The organism is Burkholderia sp. Bp9143 (assembly GCF_003853645.1).
Taxonomy (GTDB): domain Bacteria; phylum Pseudomonadota; class Gammaproteobacteria; order Burkholderiales; family Burkholderiaceae; genus Burkholderia.
Map to the genome: position 1 here is coordinate 46,124 of NZ_QTPO01000031.1, position 16,680 is coordinate 62,803.

A 16,680-nucleotide genomic window follows, 5' to 3' on the forward strand; every position below is an offset into this window, starting at 1 on the left:
CCCCCTCTATGATGAGCCGCTTTTTGCACGCCGAGCCGCCGTCGCTGCGGCGTGTGCTATAAAGCCGTCGTAAAAGGGACCCACACCGGCGAACCCGGTCTACCAACACACACCTGTCATGTCCAAAGCTCTGATCATTGCGGAAAAGCCTTCTGTCGCGAACGACATCGCGCGCGCTTTGGGCGGCTTTACCAAGCATGACGAATACTTCGAGAGCGACGAATTCGTCCTTTCGTCCGCGGTCGGCCACCTGCTGGAAATTGCCGCCCCGGAAGAGTACGAGGTCAAGCGCGGGAAATGGAGCTTCGCTCATCTGCCCGTCATCCCCCCGCATTTCGACCTGAACCCGATCGCAAAAAGCGAATCGCGCCTGAAGGTCCTTACCAAGCTGATGAAGCGCAAGGACGTCGACCGGCTGATCAACGCATGTGACGCGGGGCGCGAGGGCGAGCTGATTTTCCGCCTGATCGTGCAGCACGCGAAGGCGAAGCAGCCGGTCCAGCGCCTGTGGCTGCAGTCGATGACGCCGCAGGCGATCCGCGACGGTTTCGCACATCTGCGCAGCGACACCGACATGCAGCCGCTCGCCGACGCCGCACGCTGCCGCTCGGAGGCCGACTGGCTCGTCGGCATCAACGGCACGCGCGCGATGACGGCGTTCAACAGCAAGGGCGGCGGCTTCTTCCTGACGACCGTCGGTCGCGTCCAGACGCCAACGCTGTCGATCGTCGTCGAACGTGAAGAGAAAATCCGTCGATTCATCCCGCGCGACTACTGGGAAGTGAAGGCCGAGTTCGCGTGCGCGGGCGGCTTCTACGAAGGCAAGTGGTTCGACCCTAAATTCAAGCGCGACGAGTTCGATCCGGAAAAGCGCGACTCCCGCCTGTGGAGCCTGCCAGCCGCCGAAACCATTGTCGCCGCATGCCGCGACCAGGTCGGCACGGTGTCGGAGGAATCGAAGCCGTCGACCCAGCTGTCGCCGCTGCTGTTCGACCTGACGAGCCTGCAGCGCGAGGCGAACAGCCGCTTCGGCTTCTCCGCGAAGAACACGCTCGGCCTCGCACAGGCGCTGTATGAAAAGCACAAGGTGCTGACGTACCCGCGTACCGACGCGCGCGCGCTGCCGGAAGACTACATTTCGACGGTGCAGTCCACGCTCGAGATGCTCAAGGAGAGCCACAACTACCTGCCGCATGCGAAGCAGGTGCTCGACAAGGGCTGGGTGAAGCCGAACAAGCGGATCTTCGACAACTCGAAGATCAGCGACCACTTCGCCATCATCCCGACCCTGCAGGCGCCGAAGTCGCTGTCCGAGCCGGAGCAGAAGCTGTACGACATGGTCGTGAAGCGCTTCCTCGCGGTGTTCTTCCCGGCGGCCGAATTCCGCGTCACGACGCGGATCACGGAAGTCGCCGGCCATCACTTCAAGACCGAAGGCAAGGTGCTCGTCGAGCCGGGCTGGCTGCAGGTGTACGGCCGCGACGCGGAAGGCGCGGATGCGAACCTCGTGCCGGTGCAGAAGGACGAGAAGGTGAAGACGGACGAGATCGCCGCCGTCGCGCTCGTGACGAAGCCGCCCGCACGCTACTCGGAAGCGACGCTGCTTTCCGCGATGGAAGGCGCGGGCAAGCTCGTCGAGGACGACGAGCTGCGCGAGGCGATGGCCGCGAAGGGCCTCGGCACGCCAGCGACGCGCGCGGCGATCATCGAAGGCCTGCTCGGCGAGAAATACCTCGTGCGCGAAGGCCGCGAACTGATCCCGACAGCGAAGGCATTCCAGCTGATGACGCTGCTGCGCGGGCTCGGCGTGAAGGAACTGACCGCGCCCGAGCTCACCGGCGAATGGGAATACAAGCTGTCGCAGATGGAGCGCGGCAACCTCGGGCGCGACGCGTTCATGCAGGAAATCGCCCGCATGACGCAGCAGATCGTCAAGCGCGCGAAGGAATACGATTCGGACACGATCCCGGGCGATTACGCGACGCTCGAGACGCCGTGCCCGAACTGCGGCGGCCAGGTGAAGGAAAACTACCGCCGCTTCGCGTGCACGAAGTGCGAGTTCTCGATCTCGAAGATTCCGGGCAGCCGGCAGTTCGAGATCGCGGAAGTCGAGGAGTTGCTGCGGGAGAAGACCATCGGTCCGCTGTCCGGCTTCCGCAGCAAGATGGGCCGTCCGTTCTCGGCGATCCTGAAGCTCTCGTTCGACGACGAAACGAAGAACTACAAGCTCGAGTTCGACTTCGGCCAGGACCAGGGCGGCGAGGAAGGCGAAGCGCCCGACTTCTCCGCGCAGGAACCGGTTGGCGCGTGCCCGAAGTGCAAGGGCCGCGTGTTCGAGCACGGGATGAGCTATGTGTGCGAGCACTCGGTCGCGAATCCTAAGACCTGCGACTTCCGTTCGGGCAAGGTGATCCTGCAGCAGGAAATCACGCGCGACCAGATGGCCAAGCTGCTGGCCGACGGCCGCACGGATCTGCTGCCGAGCTTCAAGTCGTCGCGCACGGGCCGCAACTTCAAGGCATTCCTCGTGAAACAGCCGGACGGCAAGATCGGTTTCGAGTTCGAGAAGAAGGAGCCGAAGGCTGCTGCCGCGAAGAAGACGGCGAAATCGGCGACGAAGGACGCCGAAACCGTGACGGAAGGCGCCGACGAGAAACCGGCGCCGGCCCGCAAGACCGCCGCCCGCAAGACGACGGCGCGCAAGACGGGCTCGTGACGACCCGGCCGCCGGGGCTTCCCCCGGCCAGTTGCACGCCGGTCAAACGGCGATAAAAAAACGCGGATCGATCGCTCGATCCGCGTTTTTTCTTGGTGCCTGATGCCGGCCGTGACGGTACGCGGCCGCCGCGGCGCTACAGCGGCGATGGCACCGCGACGCGCGCGCGCGGCGACCGTGCGAGGCGCGGCTGAAGGTTCGGGTCGGTCGATTCGGGCGGCTCGGCACGCATCTCGACGCCGATCGGCGCGGGCGCCGCACCCTGTGCGGCCCACTGTTCGCCCATCGTCGCGTCGGTCGAGTGGCTGAAATACTCGACGAGGTGGTCGATGAACGTGCGCACCTTCGCGGGCAGATGGCGCCGGCTCGGATACGCGATGTTGATCTCGACCTGCGGCAGCCGGAAATCCGGCAGCAGCCGCACCAGCGCGCCGCGCGCGATGTCGCTGCCGATCAGGTAGCTCGGCAGGATCGCGACACCCATCCCGAGCAGCGCGAACTGGCGCAGCATCGCGGTGTTGTTCGCGACGATCACATTGGTCGGACGCACGCGCACTTCGCCGTCCGGCCCCGTGAACACGCGCTCGTCGCCCCAGTATTCGGTCGGCAGGCTCAGCGCCGGGTGCTCGGCGAGGTGCTCCGGATGGGTCGGCACGCCGTGCTTTTCCAGATAGCTCGGCGTCGCGCACACAGTCATGCAGCCCGTGGTCAGCCGACGCGTGACGATGCTTGCGCTGCGCATCTGGCGCGTGACGACGATGCCGACGTCGAAACCTTCCTCGACGAGATCGACCTGGCGGTCGACCAGGGTCAGATCCGGCACGACTTTCGGGAAATTCTCCGTGTACGACTGCAGGACGGGGGCAAGGTTGTGCAGGCCGAACACGACCGGCGCGACGATGCGCAACGTGCCGACCGGCTCGTGATTGCGCGCAACGACCATCTGTTCGACATCCTCGAGCTCATCGAGAATCTGGCGCGCCCGCTCCAGATAGACCTGGCCCGACTCCGTCAGCGAAAGGCTGCGCGTGGTGCGGTTCAGCAAACGCGTGCCGAGCCGGCCTTCCAGATCGGCGACGTGACGCGTCGCGACCGCGTTGGAGATATCCATTGCACTCGCGGCCCGCGCGAAACTGCCGAGATCCGCAACCTTGACGAACACGCGCATCGACTGCAAATGATCCATAAACGACTCCTGCCGCTGTTACAACTTCAAAAAGTTGAAGCAAATGCGTAATTCTCCTACGACAGCGGAAATGATGCAGAGTTGCCTAACGGCACCGAGAAACGAGATAAAAATAGTCAAAAATCCTCACTCATCGCGAATGGATGATCCAATTATTCTGATTGCAGCAACAATTGGGTGAACCTCGTCGAGTAAGCGGCCGAATCAGGAAGGACGTGTTTGATGCGACACAGCAGCACACCCGCCCCACCCGACGGGAGCGGCGCCGGGTCAGGCCGGCGCCGATTGCGGCGGAGCGTAACAACCTGTTAAAAAGACACCACGACGTGCGCCGACGTAGCATCATGTCGGCCCCGGCCGGGCGGGACGGGTGCGCGACGTGCGCCGCCGCCACTGCCGCTTTCAACGCGCGACTCCCGCTGACCATGAAAATTGCCATCCTCGACGACTACCAGGACGCCGTCCGCAAGCTGAACTGCTTCGAGATGCTTGCCGAGCACGACGTGAAGGTCTTCAACAACACGGTACGCGGCCTGGGGCAACTCGCGAGTCGTCTCGCGGAAGTCGAGGCGCTCGTGCTGATTCGCGAGCGCACGCCGATTTCGTCGCAACTGCTCGCCAAGCTGCCGAACCTGCGCATGATCAGCCAGACCGGCCGCATCTCGACCCACATCGACCTCGAAGCGTGTACCGACCGCGGCATCGCGGTGCTCGAAGGCACGGGTTCGCCGGTCGCGCCGGCCGAACTGACCTGGGCGCTCGTGATGGCCGCCCAGCGCCGCATTCCGCAATACGTCGCGAACCTGAAGCAGGGTGCCTGGCAACAGTCGGGCCTGAAGACGTCGGCGCTGCCGCCGAACTTCGGCCTCGGCCAGGTGCTGCGCGGCCAGACGCTCGGCATCTGGGGCTACGGCAAGATCGGCCGGCTGGTCGCCGGCTACGGCAAGGCGTTCGGGATGAACGTGCTGATCTGGGGACGCGAGCATTCGCTCGAGGCCGCGCGCGCCGACGGCTATACGGCCGCCGAGAGCCGCGAGGCGCTGTTCGAGCAGAGCGACGTGCTGTCGCTGCACCTGCGCATGCACGACGACACGCGCGGGATCGTCAAGCAGGAAGACCTGATGCGGATGAAGCCGACGTCGCTGCTCGTCAACACGAGCCGCGCGGAGCTGCTCGAGGAAAACGCGCTCGTCAACGCGCTGTCGCACAACCGTCCGGGGATGGTCGCGATCGACGTGTTCGAGAGCGAGCCGATCCTGCAGGGCTACAGCCTGCTGCGGATGGAAAACGTGATCTGCACGCCGCACATCGGCTACGTCGAGCGCGAGAGCTACGAGCTCTATTTCAGCGCGGCGTTCCGGAACATCCTCGCGTTCGACCAGGGCGACCTGTCGAGCGTCGTCAACCCGGAAGCGCTGACGCCGCGCCGCGTGCGCTGACCGGCGCGGGCCGCGCTCGCCGCACGGCCCTGCTTCTCCGTTCCCGCCTTCAGGCGGCCACGCGGCCGCCCGTCATCGCGTCGACACGCGTGAGGAAATGCTCGCCGTCGCGCCGTCCGAGATCGTATGCATGCCGCATCTGCGACGGACGCGTGTAATCCCAACTCGAAATCGGCACCTTGCTCGACGGCTGTATATAAAGCCGCCGCTGGTCGCCGTGCGCGACCGTGAACATCTGCGGGCGCGGATACAGCCGCGTGACGAGCACCAGCACATCGCCCGGCGATGCGTCGAGCGCGCCGACCGGCACGTTGTCGACCATCCCGCCGTCGAGCACCGGCCGGCCGCCGCGGCGCAGCACCGGCGTGAACGGCGGCGTGCACGACGACTGCAGGATCAGGTCGGCGAGTTCGTCGACGCTCGTGCACGCCTGCGCGCGCACGAACTCGGGCCGGAAGCCGAGCGTGCGCCCGAGCGTCGGGTGCAGCGTCTTGCGCACGTACTTTTCGATGTTGTACGCGACAAGGCCCGCGGCGACCGCACTGCGTGCGCCAAGCCAGCGGGGCACGTGCGACACGCCGATGCGGATCTCCGGCGCGTCGGCGAGCCGCGGGAACGGCTCGCCGTAGATGTCGAGCAGCGCCTGACGATAGATCCGGTAATGCGGAAACACGGGCTCTCGCCCGAACAGGTTGCCCCAGTACGCGTTCTTGCGGTTGTGGCGCAGCGCTTCCTCGTAATAGCGCATCACCCACGCGGCGTCGCGCATATACAGCATGCAGGCCGTCGCCGCGCCGGCCGAGATGCCGGCGATCACGCGCGGGCGCAAGCCGAGCGCCGGCTGCGCGACGTCCCAGAAGCCGGCCTGCCACCAGCAGCGATTGCCGCCGCCCGCGAAGACGATCTGGTCGAACATCGCGCCGCTCAGCTGACGAGCGCGTAGGTCGACGTCGCGTGCACGGCCATCTTGCCGTCCTCGTCGAACAGCTCGACTTCGCCAAATACCAGGTTGCGGCCCATCCGCAGCACGCGCGCGGTGACGAGCACGTCGCCCTTGCGCACCGGACGCATGAAGTTCGTGTTCAGCGATACGGTCGTCATCGGCCGGAATTCGCCGAGCGCGGCCGAGATCGCTACCACCATCGCGGTGTCGGCGGCGGCCGTGAACACCTGGCCGCAGATGATGCCGCCCGAATGACGGAATTCGCCGGAAAACGGCAGGCGCATCGTGACGCTGTCGTCGCCGATCGATACGGGGACCAGACCGAGCGAGCGGACCCACGGGGCCAGCAGGCGATCCAGCAATTCGCGGACTGCGTTTTCGTCCATCTTCGAATGTCCAGAAAACGTTACGCGACCGCCGCGCAACGCGTGTGGACGTCATCATACCGGGAGCGCGCCAACTGCGATGGCTCGTGACCGCGCGGACAGCCGCCGTTGCCGTGACGAAATATTTTGAGGAAATTCGCAGAAAGGGCTTGCCAAATCCAAAATACACGTGCATAATTTATCTTCTGTTGGGGGGCGTTAGCTCAGTTGGTAGAGCAGCGGACTCTTAATCCGTAGGTCGAGTGTTCGAGTCACTCACGCCCCACCAGGAATTCCAAAGGCCGGTCAGCGCAAGCTGACCGGCCTTTTTCCATTTCGGCGCCCGACTGACTCCCCCCCGCATCACGGCAAGCATCACATACATGCCCCGCCCATATACTTTCCGTTAGAATCGTCCGACAAATATCACACGACCGGGACGGCGATCTCCGTATCGCCGCCGGCACTGAGAGAGCATGGGACGTCAGACATGGAATCATGTGAGCGAGACGCGACCATTCAGAGGGCATGGTCACGCCGACAGCGGCGCGCACGTCGAGTCGCGCCATCCCCCCGATCGCATCCGGCTCCGTCGCACGGCGCGCACTGCGGATCCGGCCGTGCAGCGTAAGGACGCGCTCGTCGCGCTCGCGCTCGGCGTTGCGCTGCTCGTGGTCGCTGCCACGCTCGCCATCACCGCAAGCCGTGCGGCCGGCGACCTGGTCCGCGCGCCGGGCACGGTCGTGCGCATCGTGCAGGACAGCGACGCGATGCGTGCATACCGCCCGATCGTTGCCTATCTCGCGAACGACGGCCACCGCCGTGAAGTCGCAGGCAGTACCGCATCGGTGGTCCCGGCGTACGACATCGGCGAAAGCGTGGACGTCCTGGTCGATCCGGCCCATCCGAACCGTCCCGCGCTGATAGACGATTTCACGCAACGCTGGTTTCCCGTCGCGGTGCCGGCACTGCTCGCGGTCGCGTCGCTGGCGATCGGTAGCCTGCTGTACGTGAACGAGCGCCGCGGCCGGCAAGCCGACGCGCTTTCCGCACCGGCCGCCCGCAAGACGGCCCGGCGCCGCTGGAACATCGCGATCGTGCTGATTCCGATCGCGATCGGCACCGGCTTCCTGGCCGGCGCCGGCGCTGCCGGGCTGCGCCAGTGGCAGATCGCCCGCCATTACGCGCACTCGACCGGCCATGTCGTCGAGATCGCCGAAACCGCACGCTCGTCCCGCACCCTCACGTCGCTCTATTCGGTGAGCGTCGCGTTCACGACCGACAGCGGCCGCCCGGTCACATTCGCCCAAGACTCGGCTTCATCGCATCCCGGGCTGTACGAAGGCGAGGTGGTCAACGTGCTGTACGACCCCGTCACGCCCGAGCGCGCGGTCATCGACCGGTTCTGGGATCGGTGGGGACTCACGGCGATCCTGTTCGCGATCGGCGCGCCGTTCCTCGTCGCCGGACTGTTCGTCGTCGGGGGGCTGTGGCCCGAGCATCGGCCGCACGAACTCGCTGAATGACGAACGCGGAGCCGACCCGTCAACGCCACGGCACCGGCCTCACCGCTCCCTGAACGCCTCCACCTTCGCGCGATTCCCGCACGTGCGCATGTCGCACCAGCGTCGCCCGACACCGCGGCCGCGATCGACGAAGAACCACGTACAGCGGCCGCACTGCCGCACACGCGCGAAGTCGTCGCCGCGCATCAGATGCTCGAACCCGAGCGCGGCTGCATCGATCCAGCGCGACGCGGTGCACGCATCGGGCCGCCACGCGAAGCGGCCATCGACCGCGTCGAATCTGCTGCGCCCGATCGCATCGCGAATCGCCTCGGCGAGCCGGTCCGCCGCTCGCGCGCCGGCGCGGCCGCCATCGCCGGCCGACAGGTGCGCGAGCGCTGCATATGCATCCTCGCGAAAACCATGCAGCGCGGCGAGTTCGTCCGCGCCGTCCTGCCGGGGATGACGCAGGAAACGCGCGAGATCGGCATCCGCCAGCAACCCCGATTTCCCGGCCCACGCCCGCACGGTCGGCCAGTCGACGAGTTTGTCCTCGTCGCGCGTCTTGCCCGTGTCCGCCACCGTGTTCAGGAAGTCGAGCGCCGGATGGCCGCCGACGAAATCGGCCGCACTCCATGCGTGCGCCTGGCGCGCAGGTTCGTGTAGAGTAACCATTTATTTCCACCTATCGGTTTCATATCCGGATGAACAGGCGTAACCTGTTAACAACCAAAACAGGTTAGCACGGAGGCACCGATGCTCGATCTCGCCAAGCGCTTCATTTTTGAAGGTCACCGGATCGCGTGGGGCACGCTCGGCGAAGGGCCGCCGCTCGTGCTCGTACACGGCACGCCGTTTTCATCGCAGGTGTGGCGCCGCATCGCGCCGTGGCTCGCACGGCGCCATCGCGTGTTCTTCTACGACCTGCTCGGCTACGGCCAGTCGGACATGCCCGACGCCGACGTATCGCTCGGCCGGCAGAACGTGCTGTTCGGCGCGCTGCTCGACGAATGGAATATTGCACGCCCGCGCGTGCTGGCGCACGACTACGGCGGCGCGACGGTGCTGCGCGCGCATTTCCTCGACGGCATCGCGTATTCGGACCTGACGCTCGTCAACCCGGTCGCGATCGCGCCGCAAGGCTCGCCGTTCGTGCGGCATGTCGCGCAGCACGAAGCCGCGTTCACCGGGCTGCCGGCGTATGCGCACCACGCACTCGTGTCTGCCTATATCGGCAATGCGGTCGCACGGCCGCTGAGCGACGACGTGCTGTCGATCTATCGCTCGCCATGGCTCACGCCGGCCGGCCAGCCGGCGTTCTATCGACAGATCGCGCAGATGCGCCAGCGTTACATCGAGGAAGCGGAGACCCGCTATGCGCCGCCGGACTTTCCGGTGCGCATCGTGTGGGGCGAGGACGACGCGTGGATTCCGCTCGAACAGGGGCAGGCGCTTGCCGATCGCATCGCGAACGGCAAGCTGATCAGGGTGCCGCGCGCGGGTCACCTGGTCCAGGAGGATGCGCCGGAGGCGATTGTCGCCACCGTGCTCGACCGGTAGGCGCACCCGCGCAGGTATATCGTGCAGTGCCGCTTACCAGGGCAGCGAATAGGTCTTCGTATTCGTGAAGCTTTTCATCGCTTCCTGCACGCCTTCCTTGTAGCCGAGGCCCGAATCCTTCACGCCGCCGAACGGCGTCAGTTCGAGTCGGTAGCCCGGAACCTCGCGCACGTTCACGCTGCCGACTTCCAGCTCCGTGATGAAACGCGTGATGTTGTCGAAGCGGTTCGTGCAGACCGACGACGACAACGCATAGTCGGTGCTGTTCGACATCCGGATCGCCTCGTCGATGTCGCGAAAGCGCATGATCGGCGACACCGGGCCGAACGTCTCGTACTTCACGAGCGGCATGTCGGGTGTCACGCGATCGATGACCGTCGGCGAATACAGCGCACCGTCGCGCACGTTGCCGATCAGGAGCCGCGCACCGCGCGCAATTGCATCGTTCACCTGCTGCTCGCAGAACTTCGCGGCCGCTTCGTCGATCACCGTGCCCATGTCGACCGACGGATCGGCCGGGTTCCCGTAGCCCCACGCGCGGGTTTTCTCGACGACCAGCTCGGTGAAGCGGTCGGCCACCGCCTCGTGCACGAGCATCCGCTTGATCGCGGTGCAGCGCTGCCCCGAGTTCTTGTACGAGCCCGATACGGCGAGCGTGCTCGCCTCGTCGAGATCGGCGTCTTCCATCACGATGATCGGATCGTTGCCGCCGAGCTCGAGCACCGCGCGCCGGTAGCCCATCCGCGACGCGATCGACTTGCCGATCGACACGCCGCCGGTGAACGTGATCAGGTCGATCGCAGGATTCGTGATCAGCTCGTCCGCGATGTCCTTCGGGTCGCCGGTAATCACCTGCAGCATCTGCGGCGGCAGGCCGGCTTCATACAGGATGTCCGCGAACAGGTAGCACGACAGCGGCACCTTCTCCGACGGCTTCACGACGATCCGGTTGTTGGTCGCGACCGACGGCACGACCTTGTGCGCGACCTGGTTCATCGGATGGTTGAACGGCGTGATCGCGGAAATCACGCCGAGCAACGGCTCGCGCTGCGTGTATACGCGACGCTTCTTGCCGTGCGGCGTCAGATCGCACGAGAAGATCTGCCCGTCGTCCTTCAGCACTTCGCCCGCACCGAACGTGAGCACGTCGGCCACTCGCCCGGCTTCATACGTCGAATCCTTGATGCACAACCCGGCTTCGGCCGTGATCAGCGCCACGATCTCGGCGGTGCGCGCACGCACGATGTCGGCCGCGCGGCGCAGGATCGCCGCGCGCTCGTGGCGCGTGAGCGACGGCCGATAGGCACGCGCGACCGCGAATGCGCGCCGCACGTCGTCGAGCGTCGCCTTCGGCACGGTGCCGACGAGTGTTCCGTCATACGGGTTCCGCACCTCGATCACCGCGTCGCGATGAATCCTTTCACCATCGATTCGCAGTGCTTCACGATGAAGCGCGCGGACCTCCGTCGATGCTGCAATGGCGTTCATGAGTGTCTCCCTGGCGGATCCGTCCGCGTCACTGCAGATGGTTGAGTGCGATGTCGATGATGTCGAAGTTGCGCAGCCGCGCGCGGCCCGTGACGTCGGTCGCGACCGGCTTGCTGAAGATCAGCGGCACGATCTGCTCGGAGATCCCGCCGTGCGAGCGCAACGGCACGTCCAGGCCCGACAGGTCGTGCTTGATGCGGCGCGTGCCGAGCACGACGTCCTGCCTCGAGATCACGATCAGGTCGCCCATCCTGTCGGGCGGCAGTTCGAAGCGCGCGCAGCCTTCGGCGCCCGTCAGCACGACCTCGATGCCGTCCACCGCGGCAAGCCGCGCGCGCAGCGCATCGGCATCGGCGGAAGCCGGCACGTAGACGGTCGCGAACGAGCCGAGCGCGCCGTGGTGCACGACGTACGGATCGGTGATCGGCAGGATCACGCGCGCCGCGTCGTGACCGAGCCATTCGTCGAACAGCTCCTGCAGGTAGATCACGTTCGGCTCGCCGGTCTCGCCGTCGTGTTTCGCGTTCATCCCGTGATCGGCCGTGATCGCGACGATCGCGCCGAGTTCGTCGAGCCGCTTCAGGTAGGTGTCCATCATCTGGTAGAACGCGTTCGCGCCATCGGTGCCCGGCGCGCACTTGTGCTGCACGTAGTCGGTCGTCGACAGGTACATCAGGTCGATCGGGCGCGTCTCGAGCAGGCGCACACCGGCCGCGAAAACGAATTCCGACAGGTCGGCGCTGTACACGCTCGGCACCGGCTTGGCGACCAGCTCGAGCACGTTGTCGATGCCGTTTTCCGAGAGGCTCGCCTCGTCGGCCTTCTCCGACGAGAAGCAGATGCCCTTGAGCCCCTTGCCGAGCAGGCGGCGCAGCTTGTCCTTCGCAGTGACGACCGCGACGCGCGCGCCCTGTTCCGCGAAGGTCGCGAGCACGGTGGGCGCGACGAGGTACTTCGGATCGTTCATCAGCACCTCGGCGCCGGTGTCGCGATCGTAGAAGTAGTTGCCGCTTATCCCGTGGATCGCCGGCGGCACGCCGGTAACAATCGACAGGTTGTTCGGGTTCGTGAAGCTCGGCACCACGCACTCGCCCTTGAGCGCCGTGCCCGGCTTCAGCAGCGTGCGCAGGAACGGCGCGACGCCGGCCTCGGCCGCCATCTCGAGATACTCATAGGCGCAGCCGTCGACGCAGACGACCACCACGGGGCGGCTCATCCAGTTGTAGCGGCGGCCGTTCACTTCCACGGATACAGGCGTTTCAGTCATGACGTTCAGTCCTTTCGGTTCGAAGGGGGTTGAGCTGTCGGCGCCCGCGCCGCGCCGAGGAGGTGTTTTCCATGCTTGACATTAAAATTGATGATTTGTAGATTGTCAACAACATGCAGAGAACAGAAAGCAAAAGACGGAAACACGAGGAAGCACGAAGAGGGCTGGTCTCCACTCATCCGCCGCGTGCCGCGGCGCCACAGTCAAGGGGTCTGAAGATGAACGAAGTGCCGGTACACAAGCGTTTCAATGCATGGGCGACGGGCGCGGCGCGTGTCGCGCTGGCCGCCGCGGTCGCGCTCGGCGCCGCGCAGGCGGCGCACGCGAAGACGTCGCTGCTCGTCTACACCGCGCTGGAAGACGAAGCGATGAAACCCTACAAGGACGCATTCGAGAAGGCGAACCCCGATATCGAGATTCGCTGGGTGCGCGACTCGACCGGCTCCGTCACCGCGAAGCTGCTCGCGGAAAAGAACAACCCGCGCGCGGACGTCGTGCTCGGCCTCGCCGCATCGAGCCTCACGCTGCTCGACCTGCAGGGGATGCTGATGCCGTATTCGCCGAAGGGCTTCGACCAGCTCACGCGCAAGTACAGCGACGCGAACACGCCGCCGCACTGGGTCGGCATGGACGTGTGGGGCGCGACGATCTGCTACAACCGCGTCGCCGCGCAGGCGAAGAACATTCCGAAGCCGACGTCGTGGGAAGACCTGACCAAGCCGGTCTACAAGGGCGCGATCGTGATGCCGAGCCCGGTGTCGTCGGGCACCGGCTATCTCGACGTGACCGCATGGCTGCAGACCTTCGGCGACGACAAGGGTTGGAAGTTCATGGACGCGCTCGACAAGAACGTCGCGCAGTATGTGCACTCGGGTTCGAAGCCGTGCACGCTCGCCGGCACCGGTGAATTCCCGATCGGCATCTCGTTCGAGTTCCGCGGCCACGAACTGCAGGCGCAGGGCGCGCCGATCGACCTCGTGTTCCCGAAGGAAGGGCTCGGCTGGGACATGGAAGGCACGGCGATCATGAAGACGACGAAACAGCCGGACGCCGCGAAGAAGCTCGCCGACTTCATGGCGAGCAAGGACGCGAACCAGATCACCGCGCGCTGGTGGGCGATCGTCGCGTACCCGGGCGTCGCGCGCAAGCTCGCCGGCATCCCCGACAACTATGCGGACCTGCTCGTGAAGAACGACTTCGTGTGGTCCGCGAAGAACCGTCAGTCGATCCTCGATACCTGGCAGAAGCGCTACGGAGCGAAGTCCCAGCAATGACCCGGCAGTAACGCCGCGACCGGCGGCGGGGCCGCGCCACGCGCCGCCCCGCATCCCTTTCCATCGTCGTATCCGGCCCGCGTCCGGGCCGCCCGCAGCGTGGAGGCGTGCATGGCACCCTATCTGAGCGTAGAACGCATCGAGAAGCGGTACAACGACACACAGGTCCTCACCGACATCAACCTGAGCGTGATGAAGGGCGAGATGATCTGCTTCCTGGGGCCGTCCGGCTGCGGGAAAACCACGCTGCTGCGGATCATCGCGGGGCTCGAGGCGCAAAGCGCCGGCCACATCATGCAGGACGGCCGCGACATCTCGCGGCTGCCGCCGCAACTGCGCGACTACGGGATCGTGTTCCAGTCGTACGCGCTGTTTCCGAACCTCACCGTCTACGACAACGTCGCGTACGGGCTCGTGAACCGCAGGATGAAGCGCGACGCGATCCACGAACGCGTGCATACGCTGCTCGCGCTGGTCGGCCTGCCCGACAGCCATCGCAAGCATCCCGGTCAATTGTCCGGCGGCCAGCAGCAGCGCATCGCGCTGGCGCGCGCGCTCGCGACATCGCCCGGCCTGCTGCTCCTCGACGAACCGCTGTCGGCGCTCGACGCGCGCGTGCGCGTGCGGCTGCGCCAGGAGATTCGCGCGCTGCAGCAGCGGCTCGGCGTGACGACGATCATGGTCACGCATGACCAGGAAGAAGCGTTGTCGATGGCCGACCGGATCGTCGTGATGAACCATGGCGTGATCGAACAGATCGGCACGCCGCTCGAAATCTATCGGCAGCCCGCATCGCCGTTCGTCGCGGACTTCATCGGCCGCGTCAACACGATCCCCGCCGAAGTCGCGCAGGACGGCACGCTGCGCGCGGGCGGCGTCGGCTTCGACTGCCGCCACGGCACCACCCGGCCGGCCCAGGGCGCGGCGGTGTCGGTCTACGTGCGGCCCGAGGACCTGCGCATCCGCATGCCGGGCGAGACGGCCGACAACGTGCTGGCCGGCCGCGTCGAGAAGCTCGAGTTCCTCGGCGCGTTCTGCCGCGTGAGCTTCCGGATCGACGGGCTCGACGGCCATGAGATCGTCGCCGATCTGTCGTATCACGACGTCGACCGCACCGGCGTGCAGGCCGGCGCGCGCATCGACCTCGCGCTCGATCGCGAGCATGTCCGCGTGTTCCCGAGCGCGAAGGAGCGACTGCAATGAGCACCGTCCTCACCGAACGCCGCCGCGGCGCGGCCGCCCCCGCCGACGTGCGGCAGCTCACGCACTGGCACGACCGCCTCGCACAGCTCGCGCTCGTCGCGATGGCCGCGCTGATGTCGCTGTTCCTCTTGCTGCCGCTCGCGCTCGTCGTGCAGAAATGCTTCGTCGACGCGGACGGTCGTTTCGTCGGCGCGCACAACTTCGTCGAGTATCTCGAGGACAGCGGCGTGCTGCGCTCGATGCTTCATTCGCTGACGGTCGGCGCGCTCGTCACGTCGATCGTCGTGCCGATGGCATTCACGTTCGCGTACGCGCTGACGCGCTCGTGCATGCCGCTGAAGAACGCCGCGCGCACGATCGCGCTGCTGCCGCTGCTCGCGCCGACGCTGCTGTCGGCCGTGTCGTTCATCTACTGGTTCGGCAACGCGGGGCTGTTGAAGCCGCTGCTGCACGGCCACTCGATCTACGGGCTGCCGGGCATCGTGCTGAGCATGGTGTACGCCTCGTTCCCGCACGTGCTGATGATCCTCGTCACCGCGCTGTCGCTCGCGGACGGCCGGCTCTACGAGGCCGCCGACGCGATGGGCACGAGCCGCACGCGCAAGTTCTTCACGATCACGCTGCCCGGCGCGAAGTACGGGCTGATCAGCGCGACGATGGTGGCGTTCACGATGTGTATCAACGACTTCGGCGTGCCGGTGGTGATCGGCGGCTCGTACAACGTGCTGTCGACCGACATCTACAAGCTGATCATCGGGCTGCAGGACTTCAACCGCAGCGCGGTCGTGAGCCTGATGCTGCTGTGCCCCGCGCTCGTCGCGTTCGGCGTCGACTTCTTCATCCGCCGCCGCCAGCAGTCGCAGCTCGGTGCGCGCTCGACGCCGTACCAGCCGAAGCCGTCGCGCGGCTTCGACGCCGCGATGCTCGCGTACTGCGCGTTGGTGTGCGCGTTCTTCATCGCGGTCGTCGGCATCTCGGTATTCGCGTCGTTCGTGAAATTCTGGCCGTACCAGATGAGCCTCGGGCTGCAGCACTACGAGATGGGATTGATCGGCGCCGGCATCTTCGACGCGTACAAGAACAGCCTGCGGATGGCCGCGACCGTCGCGCTCGGCGGCACGATCGTCGTGTTCGGCGGCGCCTACCTGATCGAGAAGACCCGCGGCGCGCGCTGGCTGCGCGGTTTCATCGCCCTGTGCGCGATCCTGCCGATGGGTGTGCCCGGTCTCGTGCTAGGCATCAGCTACATCTTCCTGTTCAACGCGCCCGGCAATCCGCTGAACGGGCTGTACGGATCGCTGTGGCTGCTCGCGATCGTCACGGTCGTCCACTACTATGCGTCGAGCCACCTGACCGCCGTCACCGCGCTGCGGCAGATCGACAGCGAGTTCGAGGCCGTATCGGCGTCGCTGAAGGTGCCGTTCTACAAGACCTTCCTGCGCGTGACCGTGCCCGTGTGCCTGCCCGCGATCCTGCTGATCGCGCGCTACCTGTTCGTCAACGGGATGACGACGGTCTCCGCCGTCGCGTTCCTGTACTCGCCGGACACGCAGCCCGCCTCCGTCGCGATCCTGAACCTCGACGACGCGGGCCAGATGGGCCCAGCCGCCGCGATGGCGACGCTCGTGCTGGCGACCTCGTCGTTCGCCTGCGTGCTGTTCGCGTGCATCTCGCACCGCCTGTTGCGCCGCACGCAGGCCTGGCGCACCCCGCATCGCCGCTGATCTTTCGCCG

At 66.0% G+C, this 16,680-nt stretch carries 13 protein-coding genes and 1 tRNA gene; 8 read left to right on the top strand and 6 right to left on the bottom strand.

Annotated features, from left to right (window positions below):
• Nucleotides 1-118 precede the first annotated feature (118 nt).
• Nucleotides 119-2,716 (top strand): DNA topoisomerase III, encoded by a 2,598-nt coding sequence (locus tag DIE23_RS22855; protein ID WP_124614222.1) that lies wholly within the window; start codon nucleotides 119-121, stop codon nucleotides 2,714-2,716.
• A 136-nt stretch (nucleotides 2,717-2,852) separates the two neighbouring features.
• Here the strand turns inward: DIE23_RS22855 and DIE23_RS22860 are convergent, their stop codons facing one another.
• Nucleotides 2,853-3,902: a LysR family transcriptional regulator gene (locus DIE23_RS22860; protein ID WP_069226298.1), complete on the bottom strand. Its 1,050-nt coding sequence runs from the start codon at nucleotides 3,900-3,902 to the stop codon at nucleotides 2,853-2,855.
• Between the two features lie 425 nt (nucleotides 3,903-4,327).
• On the opposite strand from DIE23_RS22860, the gene DIE23_RS22865 reads away from it, so the two are divergent.
• Nucleotides 4,328-5,341 (top strand): D-2-hydroxyacid dehydrogenase family protein, encoded by a 1,014-nt coding sequence (locus DIE23_RS22865; RefSeq protein ID WP_124614223.1) that lies wholly within the window; start codon nucleotides 4,328-4,330, stop codon nucleotides 5,339-5,341.
• 49 nt (nucleotides 5,342-5,390) lie between these two features.
• Here DIE23_RS22865 and DIE23_RS22870 read toward each other — a convergent pair whose 3' ends face one another.
• Both DIE23_RS22870 and DIE23_RS22875 read right to left on the bottom strand, forming a co-directional pair.
• Nucleotides 5,391-6,257: a patatin-like phospholipase family protein gene (locus tag DIE23_RS22870; RefSeq protein ID WP_124614224.1), complete on the bottom strand. Its 867-nt coding sequence runs from the start codon at nucleotides 6,255-6,257 to the stop codon at nucleotides 5,391-5,393.
• A gap of 8 nt (nucleotides 6,258-6,265) precedes the next feature.
• Entirely contained in the window at nucleotides 6,266-6,670 is a 405-nt protein-coding gene (locus DIE23_RS22875; RefSeq protein ID WP_011886440.1) for a PaaI family thioesterase, read from the bottom strand.
• Nucleotides 6,671-6,862: 192 nt separating this feature from the next.
• Between DIE23_RS22875 and DIE23_RS22880 the strand changes: the two genes are divergently transcribed.
• A tRNA-Lys gene (locus DIE23_RS22880) sits at nucleotides 6,863-6,938 on the top strand.
• 187 nt (nucleotides 6,939-7,125) lie between these two features.
• The gene (locus DIE23_RS22885; protein ID WP_124614225.1) at nucleotides 7,126-8,175 is read left to right on the top strand and encodes a DUF3592 domain-containing protein; all 1,050 of its coding nucleotides are present in this window, start codon (nucleotides 7,126-7,128) and stop codon (nucleotides 8,173-8,175) included.
• A gap of 39 nt (nucleotides 8,176-8,214) precedes the next feature.
• On the opposite strand, the gene DIE23_RS22890 is transcribed toward DIE23_RS22885, so the two are convergent.
• Nucleotides 8,215-8,829, bottom strand: coding sequence for a CGNR zinc finger domain-containing protein (locus DIE23_RS22890; protein WP_124614226.1), 615 nt, complete (start codon nucleotides 8,827-8,829; stop codon nucleotides 8,215-8,217).
• Between the two features lie 81 nt (nucleotides 8,830-8,910).
• Between DIE23_RS22890 and DIE23_RS22895 the strand changes: the two genes are divergently transcribed.
• Complete coding sequence (locus DIE23_RS22895) at nucleotides 8,911-9,714, top strand: alpha/beta fold hydrolase (protein WP_124614227.1); 804 nt, start codon at nucleotides 8,911-8,913, stop codon at nucleotides 9,712-9,714.
• A gap of 33 nt (nucleotides 9,715-9,747) precedes the next feature.
• Here DIE23_RS22895 and phnY read toward each other — a convergent pair whose 3' ends face one another.
• Both phnY and phnA read right to left on the bottom strand, forming a co-directional pair.
• Complete coding sequence (gene phnY, locus DIE23_RS22900; protein WP_124614228.1) at nucleotides 9,748-11,202, bottom strand: phosphonoacetaldehyde dehydrogenase; 1,455 nt, start codon at nucleotides 11,200-11,202, stop codon at nucleotides 9,748-9,750.
• Nucleotides 11,203-11,230: 28 nt separating this feature from the next.
• Nucleotides 11,231-12,469 (bottom strand): phosphonoacetate hydrolase, encoded by a 1,239-nt coding sequence (gene phnA, locus DIE23_RS22905; RefSeq protein WP_124614229.1) that lies wholly within the window; start codon nucleotides 12,467-12,469, stop codon nucleotides 11,231-11,233.
• A 218-nt stretch (nucleotides 12,470-12,687) separates the two neighbouring features.
• Between phnA and DIE23_RS22910 the strand changes: the two genes are divergently transcribed.
• From DIE23_RS22910 to DIE23_RS22920, 3 genes are all read left to right on the top strand, one after another.
• On the top strand, nucleotides 12,688-13,743 hold the full coding sequence (locus DIE23_RS22910; protein ID WP_124614230.1) for a putative 2-aminoethylphosphonate ABC transporter substrate-binding protein: 1,056 nt from the start codon (nucleotides 12,688-12,690) through the stop codon (nucleotides 13,741-13,743).
• 111 nt (nucleotides 13,744-13,854) lie between these two features.
• Nucleotides 13,855-14,946, top strand: a complete 1,092-nt coding sequence (locus DIE23_RS22915; protein ID WP_124614231.1) for a putative 2-aminoethylphosphonate ABC transporter ATP-binding protein — start codon at nucleotides 13,855-13,857, stop codon at nucleotides 14,944-14,946.
• Entirely contained in the window at nucleotides 14,943-16,670 is a 1,728-nt protein-coding gene (locus DIE23_RS22920) for a putative 2-aminoethylphosphonate ABC transporter permease subunit (RefSeq protein WP_124614232.1), read from the top strand. Before DIE23_RS22915 ends, DIE23_RS22920 begins: the two co-directional genes overlap by 4 nt.
• Nucleotides 16,671-16,680 lie beyond the last annotated feature (10 nt).